The 19,643-nt window shown below is 58.4% G+C and carries 19 protein-coding genes; 6 read left to right on the top strand and 13 right to left on the bottom strand.

The features are described 5' to 3' along the window. Positions 1 to 116: 116 nt before the first annotated feature. Positions 117 to 302, bottom strand: coding sequence for a CsbD family protein (locus AACY08_RS15360; RefSeq protein WP_339470176.1), 186 nt, complete (start codon positions 300 to 302; stop codon positions 117 to 119). Between the two features lie 199 nt (positions 303 to 501). On the opposite strand from AACY08_RS15360, the gene AACY08_RS15355 reads away from it, so the two are divergent. Beyond that, positions 502 to 879 (top strand): hypothetical protein, encoded by a 378-nt coding sequence (locus AACY08_RS15355; RefSeq protein ID WP_339417100.1) that lies wholly within the window; start codon positions 502 to 504, stop codon positions 877 to 879. A 78-nt stretch (positions 880 to 957) separates the two neighbouring features. Here AACY08_RS15355 and fadD1 read toward each other — a convergent pair whose 3' ends face one another. After that, the gene (fadD1, locus tag AACY08_RS15350) at positions 958 to 2,649 is read right to left on the bottom strand and encodes a long-chain-fatty-acid--CoA ligase FadD1 (RefSeq protein ID WP_065873541.1); all 1,692 of its coding nucleotides are present in this window, start codon (positions 2,647 to 2,649) and stop codon (positions 958 to 960) included. Positions 2,650 to 3,031: 382 nt separating this feature from the next. Then, the gene (gene fadD2, locus AACY08_RS15345) at positions 3,032 to 4,720 is read right to left on the bottom strand and encodes a long-chain-fatty-acid--CoA ligase FadD2 (protein WP_339470174.1); all 1,689 of its coding nucleotides are present in this window, start codon (positions 4,718 to 4,720) and stop codon (positions 3,032 to 3,034) included. Positions 4,721 to 4,954: 234 nt separating this feature from the next. Here fadD2 and AACY08_RS15340 point away from each other — a divergent pair, with 234 nt between their 5' ends. Together AACY08_RS15340 and AACY08_RS15335 are read left to right on the top strand one after the other, a co-directional pair. After that, a complete protein-coding gene (locus tag AACY08_RS15340; RefSeq protein WP_339470172.1) occupies positions 4,955 to 5,899 on the top strand; it encodes an alpha/beta hydrolase in 945 nt (314 codons plus the stop codon). 71 nt (positions 5,900 to 5,970) lie between these two features. Beyond that, entirely contained in the window at positions 5,971 to 6,441 is a 471-nt protein-coding gene (locus tag AACY08_RS15335) for a MaoC family dehydratase (RefSeq protein ID WP_339417104.1), read from the top strand. A gap of 145 nt (positions 6,442 to 6,586) precedes the next feature. Here the strand turns inward: AACY08_RS15335 and AACY08_RS15330 are convergent, their stop codons facing one another. Next, positions 6,587 to 7,054: a ferritin-like domain-containing protein gene (locus AACY08_RS15330; RefSeq protein ID WP_339470171.1), complete on the bottom strand. Its 468-nt coding sequence runs from the start codon at positions 7,052 to 7,054 to the stop codon at positions 6,587 to 6,589. A 206-nt stretch (positions 7,055 to 7,260) separates the two neighbouring features. Between AACY08_RS15330 and AACY08_RS15325 the strand changes: the two genes are divergently transcribed. After that, on the top strand, positions 7,261 to 7,497 hold the full coding sequence (locus AACY08_RS15325; RefSeq protein ID WP_010208204.1) for a DUF3820 family protein: 237 nt from the start codon (positions 7,261 to 7,263) through the stop codon (positions 7,495 to 7,497). A 9-nt stretch (positions 7,498 to 7,506) separates the two neighbouring features. Then, the gene (locus AACY08_RS15320; RefSeq protein ID WP_339470170.1) at positions 7,507 to 8,682 is read left to right on the top strand and encodes an aminotransferase class V-fold PLP-dependent enzyme; all 1,176 of its coding nucleotides are present in this window, start codon (positions 7,507 to 7,509) and stop codon (positions 8,680 to 8,682) included. A gap of 142 nt (positions 8,683 to 8,824) precedes the next feature. Here AACY08_RS15320 and AACY08_RS15315 read toward each other — a convergent pair whose 3' ends face one another. Genes AACY08_RS15315 through zwf form a run of 3 tightly spaced genes read right to left on the bottom strand, consistent with a single transcriptional unit; the run spans position 8,825 to position 11,674 of the window. After that, on the bottom strand, positions 8,825 to 9,490 hold the full coding sequence (locus AACY08_RS15315; protein ID WP_065873545.1) for a bifunctional 4-hydroxy-2-oxoglutarate aldolase/2-dehydro-3-deoxy-phosphogluconate aldolase: 666 nt from the start codon (positions 9,488 to 9,490) through the stop codon (positions 8,825 to 8,827). A 17-nt stretch (positions 9,491 to 9,507) separates the two neighbouring features. Further along, positions 9,508 to 10,221, bottom strand: a complete 714-nt coding sequence (gene pgl, locus AACY08_RS15310; RefSeq protein WP_339470169.1) for a 6-phosphogluconolactonase — start codon at positions 10,219 to 10,221, stop codon at positions 9,508 to 9,510. After that, positions 10,208 to 11,674, bottom strand: a complete 1,467-nt coding sequence (gene zwf, locus AACY08_RS15305; protein ID WP_065873547.1) for a glucose-6-phosphate dehydrogenase — start codon at positions 11,672 to 11,674, stop codon at positions 10,208 to 10,210. The genes pgl and zwf overlap by 14 nt, the downstream gene beginning before the upstream one ends. A gap of 219 nt (positions 11,675 to 11,893) precedes the next feature. Between zwf and AACY08_RS15300 the strand changes: the two genes are divergently transcribed. Further along, positions 11,894 to 12,754, top strand: coding sequence for a MurR/RpiR family transcriptional regulator (locus tag AACY08_RS15300; protein WP_339436061.1), 861 nt, complete (start codon positions 11,894 to 11,896; stop codon positions 12,752 to 12,754). A gap of 114 nt (positions 12,755 to 12,868) precedes the next feature. Here the strand turns inward: AACY08_RS15300 and AACY08_RS15295 are convergent, their stop codons facing one another. From AACY08_RS15295 to AACY08_RS15270, 6 genes are all read right to left on the bottom strand, one after another. Next, positions 12,869 to 13,714, bottom strand: coding sequence for a D-hexose-6-phosphate mutarotase (locus AACY08_RS15295; RefSeq protein ID WP_339438098.1), 846 nt, complete (start codon positions 13,712 to 13,714; stop codon positions 12,869 to 12,871). 102 nt (positions 13,715 to 13,816) lie between these two features. Beyond that, positions 13,817 to 15,163 (bottom strand): carbohydrate porin, encoded by a 1,347-nt coding sequence (locus AACY08_RS15290; RefSeq protein WP_339417110.1) that lies wholly within the window; start codon positions 15,161 to 15,163, stop codon positions 13,817 to 13,819. An 84-nt stretch (positions 15,164 to 15,247) separates the two neighbouring features. Further along, positions 15,248 to 16,408, bottom strand: coding sequence for an ABC transporter ATP-binding protein (locus tag AACY08_RS15285; protein WP_339417111.1), 1,161 nt, complete (start codon positions 16,406 to 16,408; stop codon positions 15,248 to 15,250). Positions 16,409 to 16,410: 2 nt separating this feature from the next. Continuing rightward, on the bottom strand, positions 16,411 to 17,256 hold the full coding sequence (locus AACY08_RS15280) for a carbohydrate ABC transporter permease (protein ID WP_065873551.1): 846 nt from the start codon (positions 17,254 to 17,256) through the stop codon (positions 16,411 to 16,413). Further along, positions 17,249 to 18,157 carry a carbohydrate ABC transporter permease gene (locus tag AACY08_RS15275; RefSeq protein WP_339470168.1) on the bottom strand — a complete coding sequence of 303 codons (909 nt, stop codon included), beginning with the start codon at positions 18,155 to 18,157 and terminating at the stop codon, positions 17,249 to 17,251. Before AACY08_RS15275 ends, AACY08_RS15280 begins: the two co-directional genes overlap by 8 nt. A 101-nt stretch (positions 18,158 to 18,258) precedes the next feature. Next, positions 18,259 to 19,545 (bottom strand): ABC transporter substrate-binding protein, encoded by a 1,287-nt coding sequence (locus tag AACY08_RS15270; protein ID WP_339417115.1) that lies wholly within the window; start codon positions 19,543 to 19,545, stop codon positions 18,259 to 18,261. Positions 19,546 to 19,643 lie beyond the last annotated feature (98 nt).

The raw sequence follows: 19,643 nt of genomic DNA, 5'->3' as shown, positions 1-19,643 counted from the left end.
AGTAGCCCATTTGGCGACTTTGAAACAATTTCGAAAGTTTAGTTGCAACGAGGGATACAAAAACGGCCATCCGTGGATGGCCGTCGGGCTGCGTAAAACCAGCCCGCGATTCGAAATTACTGGGTCGCTTTTTTCACAGCGTCTTTGGTATCGCCGACCGCTTTCTGCACTTCGCCTTTCTTTTCCTGTACCACACCTTCAGCGCGCAGTTTTTCGTCGCCAGTCACTTTACCGACACCTTGCTTCACGTTGCCGGCCACTTCGTTCGTTACACCTTTTACCTTATCCGATGTGCTGCTCATGGTATTTCTCCTGGAACAATCGATGGTTTTTGGTCATCACGTAAAGATTGACCCGAGGCGATTTGGCAGAGTTTCAATTATTTTTGCCTGTGCATTTCATCGCCAGTCGCAGGTTGGGCTTTATGTTTTGTGGCCAACCCACGAGAATGCCCGGCACATTCAGGCTACAACGCTGAATAACAGATCCCGTAGGAAGGTTATGAAACTCAATAAAGCACAGGCTATCGCCCGCAGAAACACTGAACTGGGCGGTGCCGTACTCGGCGTCAACAACTGCCACTTCACCGAACTGGACCAGAAACGCAACATCTGGTGGTTCGACCTGCCGCTGGGCCGTATCGCCGTGGGCCAGTACGAGTGGATTCACTTGTTGATGCACAACGCCGAGACTGACCAGTTGCTGCACCTGAAGGTGCCGACGGTGTTTTTGCGTGAGAAGGTCGAAGGCCTGGTGGTGCGTAATGCGGGCAAGCGTAGCCCGGAGATCACCCTGGAGCTGAGTGCGGATAAGGATTCGTTCTTGAAGGACGTGCGCCCGGCGGGTGCAGGCGTGAGCTTCGCCCCGTTCGCCCTGTAAACACCGGATTAAAAATGTGGAGCAGGCTTGCCTGCGATAGCCCAATAAAAACCCCGCATTTGCGGGGTTTTTTATGGGTTACTTTTTCAGACCTAGCTTCTTCAACTCTTCATCGCGCAATTCACGCCGCAGGATCTTGCCCACGTTGGTGGTCGGCAACGCATCACGGAACTCCACCGCCTTGGGCACTTTGTAGGCGGTGACGTTGGCGCGCATATGCTCCATCACCTGCTCCTTGGTCAGGGTTGCGCCCGGCTTGACCACGATAAACAGCTTGATGTGCTCCCCGGACTTCTCGTCCGGCACGCCGATGGCTGCGCACTGCAGCACGCCCGGCAGGCCCGCCAGTACGTCTTCGAGCTCGTTGGGGTACACGTTGAAGCCCGAGACCAGGATCATGTCCTTCTTGCGGTCGACAATGCGCATGTAGCCGTCGGGCTGGATGATCGCGATGTCGCCGGTCTTCAGCCAACCTTCGCTGTCGAGCATCTCGTCGGTGGCGTCCTGGCGCTGCCAGTAACCCTTCATGACTTGCGGGCCCTTGACGCACAGCTCGCCGGTTTCGCCCAGCGCCAGCTCGGTGCCGTCGTCGGAAATGACTTTACACACAGTAGACGGCACCGGAATCCCGATGGTACCGAGCTGGATATGCTGGATCGGGTTCACCGTCGCCACCGGGCTGGTTTCGGTCATGCCGTAACCTTCGCAGATGCCACAGCCGGTCACGGCCTTCCAACGCTCGGCTGCCGCCAGTTGCAGGGCCATACCGCCCGACAAGGTGACTTTCAGCGCAGAGAAGTCCAGCTTGCGGAACGCCTCGTTGTTGCACAGCGCCACGAACAGGGTGTTAAGGCCGACAAAGCCGCTGAACTTCCACTTCGACAGTTCCTTGACCATCGCCGGCAAGTCACGCGGGTTGCTGATCAGGATGTTGTGGTTACCGATCAGCATCATCGCCATGCAATGGAAGGTGAACGCATAGATGTGGTAAAGCGGCAGCGGCGTGATGAGGATCTCGCAGCCTTCGTTGAGGTTGGAGCCCATCAGCGCCTTGCATTGCAGCATGTTGGCGACCAGGTTGCGGTGGGTGAGCATCGCGCCCTTGGCCACGCCGGTGGTACCGCCGGTGTATTGCAGCACGGCCACATCACTGCTGGCCGGGCTGACTTCGTTGACCGCCTGGCCATGGCCCTTGGCGAGTACGTCGTTGAATTTGATCGCCTGTGGCAAGTGGTAAGCCGGGACCATTTTCTTAACGTACTTGATGACGCTGTTGATCAGCAGACGCTTGAGCGGCGGCAACAGGTCGGCGACTTCGGTGACGATCACATGCTTGACGGCGGTCTTGGGCACGACCTTTTCCGCCAGGTGCGCCATGTTGGCCAGGCAGATCAGGGCCTTGGCACCGGAGTCGTTGAATTGGTGTTCCATTTCCCGCGCGGTGTACAGCGGGTTGGTGTTGACCACGATCAGGCCGGCACGGATGGCGCCGAACACCGCGACCGGATATTGCAGGACGTTGGGCAGTTGCACGGCGATTCGATCGCCGGGCTTCAAGTCGGTATGCTGTTGCAGGTAGGCGGCGAAGGCGCCGGACAGTTCGTACAATTCACCGTAGGTGATTGTCTTGCCCAGGTTGCTGAAAGCCGGTTTGTTGGCGAAGCGCTGGCAGGACTGCTTCAGTACCGCCTGAATATTCGGATACTCGTCTGGATTGATTTCTGCAGCAATCCCGGCGGGGTACTTATCCTTCCAAAAGTCTTCGTTCATGGAAGCCCACTCCTCAGCGACGCGAATTCATCATCGCATTTGATGCGATTATTATTGGTGTGTGTTTTTTAGGTGAATCTGGCGCTTTAAAGCAGGCCGAGACGTCACAAAGCGCGCCGAGAGTAGCAGCTTTGCCAAGGGCCGCCTAGAGCCAAACGAGGGCCCTACGGTCATAAACATGACTCAAGAATAGCCAGTGGTCATTTTTAGAGCAAAGATTCTATAAGCTAGAAAACGGCTCTGGAATGCGCGCTACAGAGCGACAAATAAGAATGTGGGAGCGGGCTTGCTCGCGAATGCAGTGGTTCAGTCGATACATTTGGTGACTGATCCAGCGCATTCGCGAGCAAGCCCGCTCCCGCATCTTTTACCCCGTTTCAAATCAGGCGATGTCGCGCAGCTCACGCCGCAGAATTTTCCCCACCGGCGTCATCGGCAACGATTCGCGCAACACAATATGCTTAGGCACTTTGTACCCCGTGAAGTTGGTCTTGCAGTACGCCTTCAACTCCTCAAGGCTCACACCCTCCGCGCGCGCCACCACAAACAGCTTCACCGCCTCCCCGGTGCGTTCATCCGGCACGCCAATCACCGCGCAGTTGGCCACGGCCGGGTGGGCCATTACCACGTCTTCGATTTCGTTGGGGTACACGTTGAAGCCCGAGACGATGATCAGGTCTTTCTTGCGGTCGACGATGCGCACGAAGCCATCGTCATCGATCACCGCGATGTCACCGGTCTTCAGCCACCCCTCGGCGTCCAGGGCCTCGGCGGTGGCGGCCGGTTGCTGCCAGTAGCCCTTCATCACCTGCGGGCCTTTGATGCACAGCTCGCCGCGCTCGCCCAACGGCAGCTCGACGCCCTGATCATCAATCACCTTCATCGCCGTGGCCGGCACCGGAATGCCCACGGTGCCCAGCCGGGATTTGTTGCCGTACGGGTTGGTGCTGGCCACCGGGGAGGTTTCTGTCAGGCCATAGCCCTCACCAATCGCACAACCGGTGATTTGCTCCCAACGCTCAGCTGTGGCCTTGATCAACGCAGTGCCGCCGGAGTTGGTGAGCTTGAGGTGGGAGAAATCCAGGGTCTTGAAGTCCGGGTGGTCCATCAACGCGACAAACAGCGTGTTTAGCCCCAACAACCCAGTAAACCGCCACTTCTTCAGCTCTTTGATAAAGCCGCCGATGTCCCGTGGGTTCGTGATCAGCACGTTATGGTTGCCGGAGACCATCATGCACATGCAATTCGCGGTGAATGCATAGATGTGGTACAGCGGCAGCGGCGCGATCATCACCTCCTGCCCTTCCTTGATCAGCGGGTGGCCGTCCTCGCCGGTCTGAGACATGCAGGCGTGCACCTGTTGCATGTTGGCCACCAGGTTGCCGTGGGTGAGCATCGCGCCCTTGGCCAGGCCGGTGGTGCCGCCGGTGTATTGCAGCACGGCGATGTCGTCCAGGGTCATCGGGTGACGGGTAAGACCCAGGCCCGAGCCCATGCGCAACGCCCGCTTGAAGGAGACGGCGCGCGGCAGACTGTAGGCTGGGACCATCTTCTTGACCTTATCAACCAAGGTATTGACCAGCCAGCCCTTGGCGGCGGGCATGAAGTCGCCCATCTTGGCTTCGATCAGGTAGTCGATCTCGGTGTCGCTGCACACTTCCTGCACCCGCGAACCGAACAGGTTGAGGTAGACCAGCGCCCGCACGCCAGCGTCCTTGAACTGGTGACGCATCTCGCGCGGGGTGTACAGCGGGTTGGTGTTGACCACGATCAGCCCGGCGCGCAGTGCGCCGAACACGGCAATCGGGTAATGCAGCACGTTGGGCATTTGTACCGCGATACGCTCGCCCGGCTTGAGGTCGGTGTGCTGTTGCAGGTAGCCGGCAAACGCCGCGCTCTGGCGTTCAAGCTCGGCGTAGGTCAGGGTGATGCCCATGTTGCTGAATGCCGGACGGTCGGCAAAAGTCTTGCACGAGCGCTCGAAGACTTCGATCACCGACTTGTAGGCCCCCAGGTCGATGTCATTGGGAACGCCCGCCGCGCGTTTGTCATTCCAGAAATCAGGTTGCATTATTCTTGTCCTCTTACCTGAGTGTGTCCGGCCGCTGCTGCTGCAAAAGTGTACAGCGATAAAAAGCGGAGCTTTGGGGACGTTAGCAGCTATGGCCAAACAGGCAAATACAGGACGGCGCTTCATTGATTGCGTGAATCTTCCTACACGTGCCCGCACTGATCAGACGCTTCCGTGGGATGAGCTATACACTGCAACGCAGACCTTGAGCAGAACGTGAGCAAAGGAACCGCCATGAACCACAGCACCTTCTGGCTGACCGCGAATGACCGCAGCCGCCTGTACGTCAACCAATGGATGCCCGACGGCTGCGCCAAGGCCGTGGTGATGCTGTCCCATGGCATGGCCGAGCACAGCGGTCGTTATGCACGCCTGGCTGAAGCCTTGTGCGGCGCCGGCTACGGTTTATATGCGCTGGACCAGCGGGGCCATGGCCGTACTGCCGATGAAGGCTCCTTGGGCCTCTACGCCGAAAAGGACGGCTGGAACAAAGTGGTGGGCGACCTCGCCAGCCTCAACCAGCATATCGGCCAACAGCAGCCGGGGCTGCCGATCATTCTGCTGGGCCACAGCATGGGCAGTTATATCGCCCAGGCGTACTTGCTGCACCATAGCGCCAGCCTGCATGGGGTGATTCTCAGCGGTTCGAATTTCCAGCCGGTGGCGCTGTATCGCGCCGCACGGGTGATTGCCCGGGCCGAACGCTTGCGCCAGGGCTTGCGCGGGCGCAGTGCGCTGATCGAATTCCTGTCGTTTGGATCGTTCAACAAGGCGTTCAAACCCAATCGCACCGCTTTCGACTGGCTCAGCCGTGACCCGGCCGAAGTTGATAATTACATCAATGACCCGCTGTGTGGGTTCCGCTGCACCAACCAACTGTGGATCGACCTGCTCGGCGGCTTGCAGCAAATCAGCAAAGCGTCCAATCTCGCGCAGATCGATCCGGGCCTGCCGATCCTGGTGATGGGCGGCGAATGTGATCCGGTGAGTGAAGGCAAGCGTCTCAAAAGCCTGGCCCATGCGTTGCGTGAAGCCGGCTGCCAGCACCTGCACCTGAATATCTACCCGCAGGCGCGCCATGAAGTGTTCAATGAAACCAACCGTGATCACGTTACAGCGGATGTGCTGGCGTGGCTCGACCAGGCCCTGACATTACGCAGGCCGACTCGCTGCGAATAACCTCTTTGTGAAAATTAGCCTTTTAAAATCAGCCAATTAAATTACCGATTAGCCACAGGATGCACCTTTAGATGACCCAGGTAACCAACACCCCGTACGAAGCCCTCGAAGTCGGCCAGACCGCCAGCTACAGCAAGCGGGTGGAAGAGCGCGATATCCAGCTGTTCGCCGCCATGTCCGGTGACCACAACCCGGTGCACCTGGACGCCGAATACGCCAAGGCCACCATGTTCAAGGAGCGTATCGCCCATGGCATGTTCAGCGGCGCCCTGATCAGCGCGGCGGTTGCTTGCGAGTTGCCTGGGCCGGGCACGATCTACATTGGCCAGCAGATGAGCTTCCAGAAGCCAGTGAAGATCGGCGACACCCTGACCGTGCGCCTGGAAATTCTCGAGAAGTTGCCGAAGTTTCGTGTGCGGATTGCCACCCGTGTGTTCAACCAGCGTGATGAATTGGTGGTGGACGGTGAGGCGGAGATTTTGGCGCCGCGTAAACAGCAGGTTGTTACTTTGACCGAGCTGCCGCCAATCAGCATCGGCTGACCCAGATCTTAAGATTCACGCACTACAAATGTGGGAGCGGGCTTGCCCGCGAAAGCGATAGTTCAGTCAATAGAGATGAGACTGAAAAACCGCATTCGCGAGCAAGCCCGCTCCCACATTGTTTACAGCATTTACAGCGCGAAGCTTACGACTGAGCGCGAGCCTGGTTACGCAGGGCTTTTACCTGGTCGTGGTTGCGTTGTACGCCGTGGTACTGACGCTCAACCAGATCACGAATACCCAGCAGGTTGTGGTTGTTGATCTTCTCAATCGCTTCACGATAAGCCTTCAGTGCGTGGTCTTCACCGCGCTCGGCCTCATTCAGCACAGCTTCTTCATCTTTACCAGTCACCATCGATTTAACATCGACCCAGCCGCGGTGCAGGGCGCCAGAAACACTGCCGGAATCTTCCGGATCGCCACCCAGGGCACGTACGGCGGTTTTCAGTTCAGCTGCAGCTGTCGCGCAATCAGTGGAACGTTTGGCGAACAGTGCTTTGAGTTCTGGGTGCTTGATGTCTTCAGCGCACTCTTTGAAACCTTTCTGACCGTCAATGCTGGTCTCGATCAGGTCGTTGAGTACGGAGATGGATTCTTTATTGATGTCAGTCATTTTTCAATTCCTTTGGCAGGTTAGAAGGTTGCAATAAGAATTGCAGCGTCCGTGCCAGCTTCTTTAAAAAATATTTATCCTTATAAATCAATAGCTTAAAAATTCTTGAACCTTCTGTATTTGCGTTTTTTGCATGATCTGTCATTTGGCCTTCATGCAGAATGCCTGTATTTTCCACTGCTACGACTGACCTTCACGAAGCGCCCATGAACCCCGAAAAACTCGAACTACTGATCACCCGCGAAATGCCCTTCGGCAAATACAAGGGACGGATCATCGCCGACCTGCCAGGCCCCTATCTGAACTGGTTTGCCCGTGAAGGCTTCCCTCACGGCGAATTGGGCGGGTTGCTGGCATTGATGCAGGAAATCGACAGCAACGGATTGTCTGAATTGCTTGAACCGCTGCGCGCTAAACACGGTAAACCCGCCCCTCGTCATTAAGAGCGCCCTATGCCACGCAATGCAGACAACGAACTTCACTGGCTGGCCATCGCCCAGCGCTATGCCCTGGAACCCGGCCCGATCAATCTGGAAAACGGCTACTTCGGCCACATGAGCCAAGCGGTGCAAACGCAGTACCTGGAACACGTTGCGTTTATCAACCGCAGCAACTCGCTCTATGTGCGTCAGACGTTCGAAACAGGCGAAAACGTCGAGATTCGTCGGCAGTTGGCCGGGCTAATGGATGTCGACCCAGCGTCAGTGGCCTTTACCCGTAACGCCACTGAAGCCCTGCAATCGCTGATCCGCAACTACAACCGCCTGCAACCGGGCGATCAAGTGCTCATCAGTGACCTGGAGTACGACACCGTGAAAGGCGCCATGCGCTGGCTGGCAGGCTATCGCGGCGTGGAGGTGATCGAACTGTCCCACACGCACCCGGCCAGTTTCGACAGCTTGGTGCACACTTATCGCGAAGCGTTCGTTAAGTACCCACGCCTCAAAATGATGGCGCTGACCCACGTTACCCACCGCACCGGGCTGGTCATGCCCGTTGCAGCGATTGCCCAGGCGGCGCGCGAGCATGAAATCGATGTGATCCTGGATGGCGCCCACGCTCTGGGCCAGATCGAGTTCAACCTCGCCGAATTGGGCATTCAGTTTGCCGGCTTCAACTTGCACAAATGGATCGGCGCGCCGTTGACAGTGGGCTTTCTGTACATCGCCCCGGAGCGCCTGGGCGATATCGACACGGACATGGGCGAGTTTCACTACCCGGCTACCGACGTACGCGCGCGCACGTCCTACAGCACGCCGAACTTTCCAGCGCTGATGACCTTGCCGTTAGTGTTTGAAGAGCACCGGGAATTGGGTGGCTCGGCGGCCAAGGGTGCGCGGGTGAACTACCTGCGGGATCGGTGGGTAAGCCAGGTGCGGGCGTTGCCGGGGATTGAAGTGCTGACCCCGGATGATCCGAGGCTGTATTGCGGGATTACGGCGTTCAAGTTTGTCGGGCGGGATCAGCAGGTGATGGTGGATAGGCTGCTCAAGGACTATGACTTGTTTACCACTACCCGCACCGGCGCAGCATTTGGCACCTGTATCCGGGTGACGCCGGGGTTGCTGACTTCATCGGCAGATATCAATGTGTTGGTCCAAGCAATTACCCAACTGAACGCAGATTAAAAATGCAGGAGCTGGCTTGCCAGCTCCTGCATCTGAACATCAATGTTCTTGAGGTTTTATGCAGGCAAAAAAAAGCGGCACACCGACCAAGTGCACCGCAAAAATGCCGTTAAGCACAGCAACAACGATTCGATAAATCAGATCAATCCAACAGTGCTAGCGCTTCGGCGGTGACTTCCTGGATACGAGCCCAGTCGCCGTTCTTGATCCACTCAGGATCGAGCATCCAGCTGCCACCCACGCACATCACGTTTTTCAACGCCATGTAGCTTTTGATATTGGCCGGGCTAACGCCGCCAGTCGGGCAGAATTTCACTTCGCCAAACGGGCCACCGAGGGCCTTGATGGCAGCAACGCCACCGCTGACTTCGGCTGGGAACAGCTTGAAGCGGCGATAGCCCAGGCCATAGCCTTCCATGATGCCCGACGCATTACTGATGCCCGGCAGCAGCGGAATCGGGCTGTGCACCGAAGCTTCCAGCAGGTCGCGGGTAATGCCGGGGGTGACGATGAATTGCGAGCCCGCCACTTCGGCCGCTTCGAGCATGTGGCGATCCAGCACAGTGCCGGCACCGGTGCACAGTTCAGGGCGTTGCTCGCGCAATACCTGAATGGCCTTGAGGCCGAACTCGGAACGCAGGGTCACTTCCAATGCGGTCAAACCGCCGGCTGCCAAGGCATCGGCCAGCGGCAGGATGTCCTGTTCGCGGGCAATGGTGATCACCGGCAGGATCCGCGCCTTCGCGCAGAGGCTGTCGATCAGGGCAACTTTATCCGCCATGGACACGGTCGGTTGAGGGCTTTTCATAGCGGCTGATCCTTGGCTCATGGGCACCAGTAAATCTCTAATGTAGGTTGCAAAAACGCGCGAATCGGCATGGCAGAGACATCGTCACTGGCCAGCGCGGCGCTCAAGGTGGTCAACTTCGAACTGCCGGAAATCGACAGGACGGTGTAATGGGCAGTGGCCAGCAGGGCGCGACTCATGGTCAAGCGCTGATGTGGCACGGTCGGCGCCAGCATCGGCCAGCAACGGCGGGTACCGTCGGCCTGCAAGGCTTCAATCAGGTTCGGGCTGTTGGGAAACAGCGATGCGGTGTGGCCGTCATCGCCCATCCCGAGCACCAGCACATCGATGGCTGGCAACTCGCCCAGCAGGCGATCAGCCTGCTCGGCAGCGTCTTCAAGATTAGCTGCGGCGCTGTACAGGCTGAGGAACCTGGCCTTGGCCGCCGGGCCCTGCAGCAGGTGTTGCTTCAACAGGCCGGCATTGCTGTCGGCGTGCTCAACCGGCACCCAACGCTCATCGGCCAGCGTGACCGTGACCTTGGACCAGTCCAGGCCTTGCTTGGCCAGGTTCTGGAAAAACGCCACGGGGCTACGCCCGCCGGAGACGACCAGGGTCGCTTCGCCACGGGCACTGATAGCCGCGCGCAGTTGTTCGGCCACGTCATTGGCCAGGCCGTCCGCCAACAAGGCCGGCGTACGGTACTCATGGGCGCTGACACCCTGAGGCAGTTTCAATTCAGATATCGCCATACCACGACCTCCCATCCCGCGTGATCAGGGCAATCGAGCTCATCGGCCCCCAGGAACCCGCCGCGTACGGCTTGGGCGCATCACCGGATTTTTTCCACCCGGCGATCAACTGGTCACACCACTTCCACGCGGCTTCGATTTCATCTTTGCGAACAAACAGGTTCTGATTGCCGCGCATCACTTCAAGCAACAACCGCTCATAAGCATCGGGAATCCGTGCGCTGCGGTAGGTGTCGGAAAAATTCAGTTGCAGTGGGCCGCTGCGCAGTTGCATGCCCTTGTCCAGGCCCTGCTCCTTGGTCATCACGCGCAAGGAAATACCTTCGTCCGGTTGCAGGCGGATGATCAGCTTGTTGCTGATCTGCAAGCGCTGCTCGGGGGCGAAAATGTAGTGGGACGGTTCCTTGAAGTGGATGACAATCTGCGACAACTTCTGCGGCATGCGCTTGCCGGTGCGCAGGTAGAACGGCACGCCGGCCCAACGCCAGTTGCGGATATCGGCGCGCAGGGCGACGAAGGTTTCAGTGTCGCTCTGGGTGTTGGAGTTCTCTTCTTCCAGGTAACCCGGCACTGGCTTGCCGGCGCTGTAGCCGGCAATGTACTGGCCGCGCACCACTTGGGTGGTTAGCCCGTCCGGGCTGATTGGCGCCAGGGCCTTGAGCACCTTGACCTTCTCGTCGCGGATGCTGTCTGCGGACAGGTCGGCCGGCGGGTCCATGGCGATCAGGCAGAGCAGTTGCAACAGGTGGTTCTGGATCATGTCGCGCAGTTGGCCGGCCTTGTCGAAGTAGCCCCAACGACCCTCGATACCGACCTGCTCGGCCACGGTAATTTCCACGTGGGAAATGTAATTCTGGTTCCACTGGGTTTCGAACAGACTGTTGGCGAAACGCAGCGCGATCAGGTTCTGGACGGTTTCCTTGCCCAGATAGTGGTCGATGCGGTAGGTGCGGTTTTCCGGAAAATACTGCGCAACGGCGTCATTGACCTTGCGCGAGGACTCCAGGTCCGAACCGATCGGCTTTTCCAGCACGACGCGGGTGTTTTCCGCCAGGCCGACCTTGGACAGGTTCTCGCAGATCGCGCCGTAGACTGCTGCAGGCGTGGCGAAATAGGCGATCAGACGCTGCTCTGTGCCGGCGATTTCAGCCAGGGCCACGTAATCATCAGCCTTCATGAAGTCGACGTGAACGTAAGTCAGGCGCGCGAGGAAACGCTGGGCGATGGCTTCGTCCAGTTCCTTGCCGACGTATTTGCGCAGTGCTTGCTCGATATGGGCCAGGTGTTGTTGCTCGGAACCGGCTTCACGGGCCAGGGCCAGGATGCGCGTGTCGTCGTGCAGCAGCCCCGCGCCATCGAGTTGATAGAGGGCAGGAAATAACTTGCGCAGCGCCAGATCACCCAAGGCGCCAAACAGGGCAAAGGTGCAGGGTTCTACGGTTATCGAAGGCATGATGTTTGTTCTTTTATCAAGTTAAGCTACAAATACCTTTTTTCAAGGCATCACTCAAGGAAAAATGTAGTAATAACCACAACATTTTCCCGAAATACGCATTGCGAGTGGTGGTGTTCAGCTACCCTCAGTAGGATAGGCCACCGCAAAAGACCACTCATCGATTGGTCGCCACCTTTTATTTGCATCGTCGCCCGAAGGAAAGACTGAATGGACCGCGTGCGAAATCTTCTGGAACAGATCCGGAATCGCCTCGAAGAATTGAACAAGGCAGAGAAAAAAGTCGCCGAGGTCATCCTGCTCAACCCGCAGCAGGCGACCCGCTTCTCTATCGCCGCCCTCGCCCAGGCTGCCTCGGTCAGTGAACCGACGGTCAACCGTTTCTGCCGTTCGTTCGGCGTGAGCGGTTACCCTGAACTGAAATTGCAGCTGGCGCAAAGCCTGGCCAGTGGCGCGGCGTATGTCAGCCACGCGGTGGAGGCCGATGATAACCCTGAGGCCTACACCCAGAAAATCTTCGGCAGCGCCATCGCCTCGCTGGACAGTGCCTGCCAGGCGCTGGACCCTGCCCTGATCAGCAAAGCCGTGGATTTGTTGATCCAGGCACGGCAGATCCACTTCTTCGGCCTGGGCGCTTCGGCCCCGGTGGCCATGGATGCGCTGCACAAGTTCTTCCGTTTCAACCTGGCCGTTACCGCCCACGCCGACGTGCTGATGCAGCGCATGATCGCCTCGGTGGCGCACACGGGCGAGTTGTTCGTGATCATTTCCTACACCGGGCGTACCCGTGAGCTGGTGGAAGTGGCGAGGATCGCACGGGAAAACGGCGCTTCCGTGCTGGGCGTGACGGCTGAGAATTCGCCGCTGGCCAAGGCCAGTACGGTGAGCTTGAACATTCCGCTGCCGGAAGACACCGACATCTACATGCCGATGACCTCGCGGATCATCCAGTTGACGGTGCTGGATGTGTTGGCGACCGGCATGACTTTGCGTCGTGGCGTGGATTTCCAGCCGCATTTGCGCAAGATCAAGGAAAGCTTGAATGACAGCCGGTATCCGGTGGGCGATGAGTTCAACTAAACAGAAATTTGCCGTGGCACTACCGGCCTGATCGCGGTCAAGCCCGCTTCCACACTGGAATGCATTCCCATGTGGGCGCCGGGCTTGCCCGCGATAGCGTCATCAGCCACACCGCTAAAACCCTGCCCGCGCCTGCAAACTCAAATGCGCCCTCTCCCCCGGCGCCAAACTGGCCCCGGGCATCGCCGACTCCACGCACACAAACCCCGACGCCTCGTTAAAGCTCACCCCCAACAGTGGCCGGCTGCCGGGATGCCACACCACCGTGTCGGCGCTGTCACCCGTATCAATGCACAGTTCACGCTGCCAGGCATGGTCCTTGAGCTGCAACTCACCGTCATGCTGAAACACCCGCTGGCACCCGCCCTCTACCCTTAGCTCACCTTCCTGCTGGCAAACCTGGCGATTGAGCTGGTCGTAACCTTGCGCGCCATCAAGCCCAGACAGCGCTACCTCATCAACGTGACCGATACGCCAATAAGCGTGCAAAGCATGGCTCAGCTGGCACGGCAGCTCGTCCTGGTGCTCGGTGCTCAGGCGCAGTTCCAGGGTCTCCCCCAGGTGCGCGTGCAAGTCCACCTGCCAGTCGCACAACTGCAATTGCCAGTGCAGGCGCACACCCTCGTCGTCAGTGCTGCTGTCGAGCAGTTTCCAGTCGATCAGCCGCGCCCAGCCATGGGACGGCCAGGCATTTTCGCTCGGGTGGCGGCCATACCACGGCCAGCACACCGGTACGCCACCACGGATGGCGCCGACCTGTGGCCACTTGGCTGCACACCACAACCAGGGTTTCTGGCCACGGGGTTGGAAGTGCAACAGCTGCGCGCCCTGGCGACTGAACACCGCCTGGCACAGCGGATGATCAATGACCAATACATCGCGCATCTGAAAGCGCTCCCAGGCGAACACTGGACGCTCGCGCAGGGATTTGAAAAAACGTTGCAGCGGTTGCTCATGCATGTGCCACGGTCCTGAATATCTTCACAATGCGACCCAAAAAAAAGCGGATAGCCATGGCTACCCGCAAAATGCGCACAGAGAGAGGAGCTTATCGCAACAGCGTTAGAACGTAGACTGAATTTTCAGACCCGCCACGAGCGCGTTGTCGACTTTATCCACGCCGCCAGGCTGGACGACGTATTGCAGGTTAGGACGCACGGTCAGCCAGTTGGTAACGTGGAAGCCGTAGTTGATTTCGAAGTTGTACTCGGTCTCGCGAATGGGCGAGAACAGCGCATTGTCGTAATCATTCACACCATTGGCGACGTTCAGCAGCTCAGCGTTCTTCTTCACGTCATCGTTGACGTGCAGGCGAGCAGCGCCAATGCCGACGTCATCTTTTGGACGTGCGTCGAATGGGCCTTTGTACACCAGCATCAACGACTGGTAGTTGTCGACCAGGTTGGTTTCTTTGTCGTGGAAGGTGGCGTTGGCCGCGATATTCAAGCCGCGGGAAGCGTCGCCGTTATGCGTGGTGAGTTGCTGTTGGGCAACAAACCAGTAGCCTTTCTTGCTGCTGCGGGTACGGTACGCGGCGCCAGTGGTAGCCGCATCGTTGCCGTTCACGTCTTCACGTACGTCGGCAGCATCAGCCGCGCTCTTGTAGTAACCCACACGGTATTCGCCCGGCAGGTTGTTGACCTTCGGCGACCAAACCAATTCCACAGGAATCACGGTGCCCTTGGTGCCGCTGCCGCTGAGCTTGAAGCCGTTGCCGTGCTCGAGCTGCGATGGGTTCTGGTTGTAGGCACCGATTTGCGCATACAGCTCAGGCGTGATGTTGTACTTCACGCGGATCGCGGCCTGGCTGACGGGCCAGTTGTACCAGGTGTTCACGTAGTTGCCGACCTGGGAGCCGCAGAACGACAGGTTCTGGAAGTCGCACGGGAAGGTGTTGAAGTCTTCGCCTTCACCGAAGTAGCCGAGTTTGACGTCCAGCTTGTTGTCGAACATCTGGTGCTGGATCCAGAACTGGGTCAGACGCACCATGTGGCCACGGCCGTAGACTTCCATCGACGAACTGAGCGTGCCGGCACGTGGGTCGCCGATGCGGTCGTTGGAGATGTTCTGGCCATTACGGTTGGTGAACTGGATCTTGGCCTGGGTGTTATCCCAACCCCACAGCTTTTGCAGGTCCAGCGCTACGCCCAAACCGAACTGGTCGGCGTAACGACCCGTCTTGTCGGTGTTGTAACCGCCATGCGCGTTGTAGCCCATCTCCCCTACGTAGTCAGCCTTGATGTCGATACCTTGCTCGATCAGCTTGGTACGTTCACCGCCCCAATCGCCGGTCATCCACTTCGAATCAGCGCTGAACGCATCGGCCGCCATCGCATTGGCGGACAATACCAGGGCTGCTGCGGCTGACATTTGGCAGATCAATCGAGTGTTGTTGTGTTGCTTTTTCATCCCTACATCCTCGTCTTTATTGTTATTAAACTGTTTTTATTTAACGCGGTTAACTTTTTTATCTAAAACAACACGTTATCTGCTTCAGCGGCCTTTGAATTGGGCCACATTGTCGGCATGCCCCTGTGCAGGCAATGAGGAAGCAGTGCCCAATCGCTCGCCCGTTTGGGCGTCGAACAGCAAGACCTTGGAAGGGTCGAATTGCAACGTCAGGGTCTCGCCCACCTGGGGTGCCACGTCGGGCGACAGTCGGCAGCAGACCTTGGTGTCGTTGAGTTGCACAAACACCAGGGTATCCGGGCCGGTCGGCTCGGTGACCTGGACTTCGGCACGAATACTCGACGCCGTGTCGCCCTCACCCGCCGCCAACATGATTTGCTCCGGACGCAAGCCCAGGATCACGTCGCGGTCTTCAAGGCCGGCGTCTGTCACGTTCAGCGCCAGCTCGCAACGGGCCTGGCCGCTGTCGAGCACGGCCACCAGGCGACCGTCCTTGCGCTGCAGGCGCAGGGGCACGAAGTTCATCGGCGGCGAACCGATAAAGCTCGCCACGAACTGGTTGGCCGGGTTGTTGTAGATGTCTTTTGGCGTGCCGAACTGCTGAATGATGCCGTCCTTCATCACCGCGACTTTATCGCCCAGGGTCATCGCTTCGATCTGGTCGTGGGTCACGTAGACCGTGGTGGTCTTGAGACGCTGGTGCATCAGTTTCATTTCGGTGCGCATCTCGACGCGTAGCTTGGCGTCGAGGTTGGACAGCGGTTCGTCGAACAGGTAGATCTTCGGCCGACGCGCCAGGGCACGGCCCATGGCCACACGCTGTTGCTGGCCACCGGATAGCTGGCCCGGCTTGCGGTTAAGCAGGTGTTCGATCTGCAGCAGCTTGGCCACGCGCGCCACTTCAGCGTCGATCTCGGCCTGGGGCATCTTGCGGATCTTGAGGCCGAACTCGATGTTCTCGCGCACGCTCATGGTCGGGTACAGCGCGTAGGACTGGAACACCATGGCGATGTCGCGATCCTTGGGGCTCATGCCGCTCACGTCTTGATCACCGATCATGATCGCGCCACCGGTGATGGTTTCCAGGCCAGCGATGCAGTTCATCAGCGTGGATTTACCGCACCCCGAAGGGCCGACCAGGATCAGGAATTCGCCTTCCTTGATCGACAGTTCGATATTCTTCAAGGTGTCGGGCAGGCCGGCGCCATAGGTCTTGTTTACATTGCGAAGTTCAAGCGTAGCCATGATTACCCCTTGACCGCGCCGGCCGTGAGGCCGCGCACGAAATACTTGCCTGCGATCACATAGACCAGCAGGGTCGGCAGCCCGGCGATCATCGCCGCCGCCATGTCCACGTTATATTCCTTGGCCCCAGTGCTGGTGTTGACCAGGTTGTTCAGCGCCACCGTGATGGGCTGGGAGTCGCCACTGGAGAACACCACACCGAACAGGAAGTCGTTCCAGATCTGGGTGAACTGCCAGATCAGGCAGACCATGATGATCGGGGTCGACATCGGCAGGATGATCAGGCGGAAAATGGTGAAGAAACCGGCACCGTCCAGGCGCGCCGCCTTGATCAGCGCATCCGGAATGCTGACGTAGTAATTACGGAAAAACAGCGTGGTGAACGCCAGGCCGTAGACCACATGGATAAACACCAGGCCGGTGGTGGTGCTGGCGAGGCCCATCTTGCCGAGGGTGAAGGAAGCCGGCAGCAGCACGGTCTGGAATGGCAGGAAGCAGCCGAACAACAACAGACCGAAGAACAACTGCGAACCCCGGAAGCGCCAGAACGACAGCACGTAGCCGTTCAACGCACCGATAGCGGTGGAGATCAGCACAGCGGGCACTGTGATCTTGATCGAGTTCCAGAAGTAGCCATCCACGGTGGCCCAGGCCTTGACCCAGCCGATGCCGGAGACCACGGTTGGCCAGCTCAGCAGGTTGCCGGTGCTGATGTCTTCCGGGGTCTTGAAGCTGGTGAGCAGCATCACCACCAGCGGCACCAGGTACAGCAGCACGGCAAGGATCAGCACCGCGTAGATCGCGATGCGACTCAGGCTGATGGGCGATTTGGAGACGAGACTAGTCATTACGTTTGGTCCTCAGCTCGGAGTAGAGGTAAGGCACGATGATCGCGAGGATCGCACCGAGCATCAGGATTGCACTGGCCGAGCCCACGCCCATCTGGCCACGGCTGAAGGTGAACGAGTACATGAACATCGCAGGCAGGTCGGACGAATAGCCTGGGCCGCCAGCAGTCATCGCCGCCACCAGGTCGAAGCTCTTGATCGCAATGTGCGCCAGGATCATCACCGCACTGAAGAACACCGGACGCAGGCTCGGCAGCACCACGCTCCAGTAGATGCGCGGCATGCTCGCGCCGTCGATCTGCGCGGCGCGGATGATCGATTGATCAACCCCCCGCAGGCCGGCGAGGAACATCGCCATGATGAAGCCCGACGCTTGCCATACCGCGGCAATCACCAGGCAGTAGACCACGCGGTCCGGGTCGATCAGCCAATCGAGACGGAAGCCTTCCCAGCCCCAGTCACGCAGAAGTTTGTCCAGGCCCATGCCCGGGTTGAGCAGCCATTTCCAGGCGGTACCGGTGACGATCATCGAGAGCGCCATGGGGTACAGGTAAACGGTGCGGATAAAGCCTTCGCGACGGATTTTCTGGTCGAGGAAGATCGCCAGTGTCACGCCGATAACCAGGGTGATGCCGATAAACATCCCGCCAAACAGGGCCAAGTTCTTGCTCGCGACCCACCAGCGGTCGTTGTCGAACAGACGCTCATATTGCGCAAGACCCGCCCATTTGTAGCTTGGCAGGAACGTAGATGTCGTAAACGACAGTACAAACGTCCACAGGATGTAGCCGTAGAAGCCCACCAACACGATGAACATGCTGGGCGCCAGCACCAGTTTGGGTAGCCAGCGCTGCAGTGCATCGAACGGCGAGGCTTTGCTGAACACAGCAACAGAACTCATGGGAAAATCCACTAAAAGAATAAAGGCAGCTGCAAGTTACAAGCTACAAGCGGCAAGAGAGGCAGCACACCAGTTGCAGCGTTTAACTTGCAGCTTGTAGCTTATTTGGCCGACTTGATCGCAGCGCCGAGTTTCTTGGCGGTGTCGGCTGGGTCAGCTTTCGGGTCGTTGATGAAGTTGGTCACGACGTCAAAGAACGCACCTTGCACAGCCAGGGTCGTAGCCATGTTGTGCGCCATGCTTGGCTGCAGGCCGCCGGTCTTGGCGTCTGCCAGGAAGTCCTTGGCGGCAGCCTGGGCGCAAGAGTCGAAGCCGTACGAATCCATTTTGGTCAGCATGTCGTTACGCACAGGGATCGAACCCTTGTTGATGCTGAACACTTTCTGGAAGTTTTCACCCAGCACGACTTTGGCGATGTCCTGCTGACCCGCCGCAGTGCCTTTGTCTTTCTGCTTGAACACCGCCAGGGAGTCGATGTTGTAGGTAAAGGCTTTGTCGGTGCCCGGGAACGCTACGCACTCGTAGTCTTTACCGGCGACTTTCTTGGCAGCGGTCCATTCGGACTTGGCCCAGTCACCCATGATCTGCATGCCGGCCTTGCCGTTGATGACTTTGCCCGCTTCGAGGTTCCAGTCCTGGCCTTTACCGTCGACGTCCATGTAAGTCGCGACTTTCTTCAGCTCGGTCAGCGACTTGACCATTTCCGGACCGGTCAGTGCGGCGTTATCCAGGTCGACCAGGGCTTTCTTGTAGCCATCGGCACCCATCACCGACAGGACGACGGCTTCGAAAACGGTGCTGTCCTGCCACGGCTGGCCACCATGGGCGAGCGGAATGAAGCCCGCGGCCTTGAGCTTGTCGCCCGCTGCGTAGAATTCTTCGAGGGTGGTTGGGTTCTTGGTGATGCCGGCTTTCTTGAAGACTTCCGGGTTGATCCACAGCCAGTTCACGCGGTGGATGTTGACCGGTACGGCAACGTAGTCACCGTCGTACTTCACGGTGTCGGAGACTTTCTTGTCGAGCAGGGAGTCCCATTTTTCGTCTTTGGCGACAGACTTCAGAACGTCGGTGTCGAGCAGGCCGGTGGACGCCCATTCCTGGATGTCGGGGCCTTTGATCTGGGCAACGGCGGGCGGGTTGCCGGCGACCGCGCGGCTTTTCAGCACGGTCATGGCCGTGGCGCCACCGCCACCTGCGACGGCACCGTCTTTCCAGGTGAAGCCGTCTTTTTCAACTTGGGCCTTCAGGACATCTACAGCCGCTTTTTCACCGCCCGAGGTCCACCAATGCACAACTTCAACCGTCCCTTTCGAGTCGGCGGCAAATGCACTGAGGGGAAACAACGAGGCAATGGAAATAGCTACGGCGAGGCGATTAATCGCGTTCATCTGAATACCTTTTCTTGTTGTTATGCATGCAAGTCTTAAGCTTGCGCTGCACGGAGTTTAAACATGGATTTTTGAGGCGCAGGTAACAAAGGGACGCC

Source organism: Pseudomonas sp. EL_65y_Pfl1_R83 (assembly GCF_963970695.1).
Lineage (GTDB): Bacteria > Pseudomonadota > Gammaproteobacteria > Pseudomonadales > Pseudomonadaceae > Aquipseudomonas > Aquipseudomonas tritici.
Note: the sequence above shows the minus strand (reverse complement) of the source record. Positions and strands in the feature narration are given on the sequence as shown.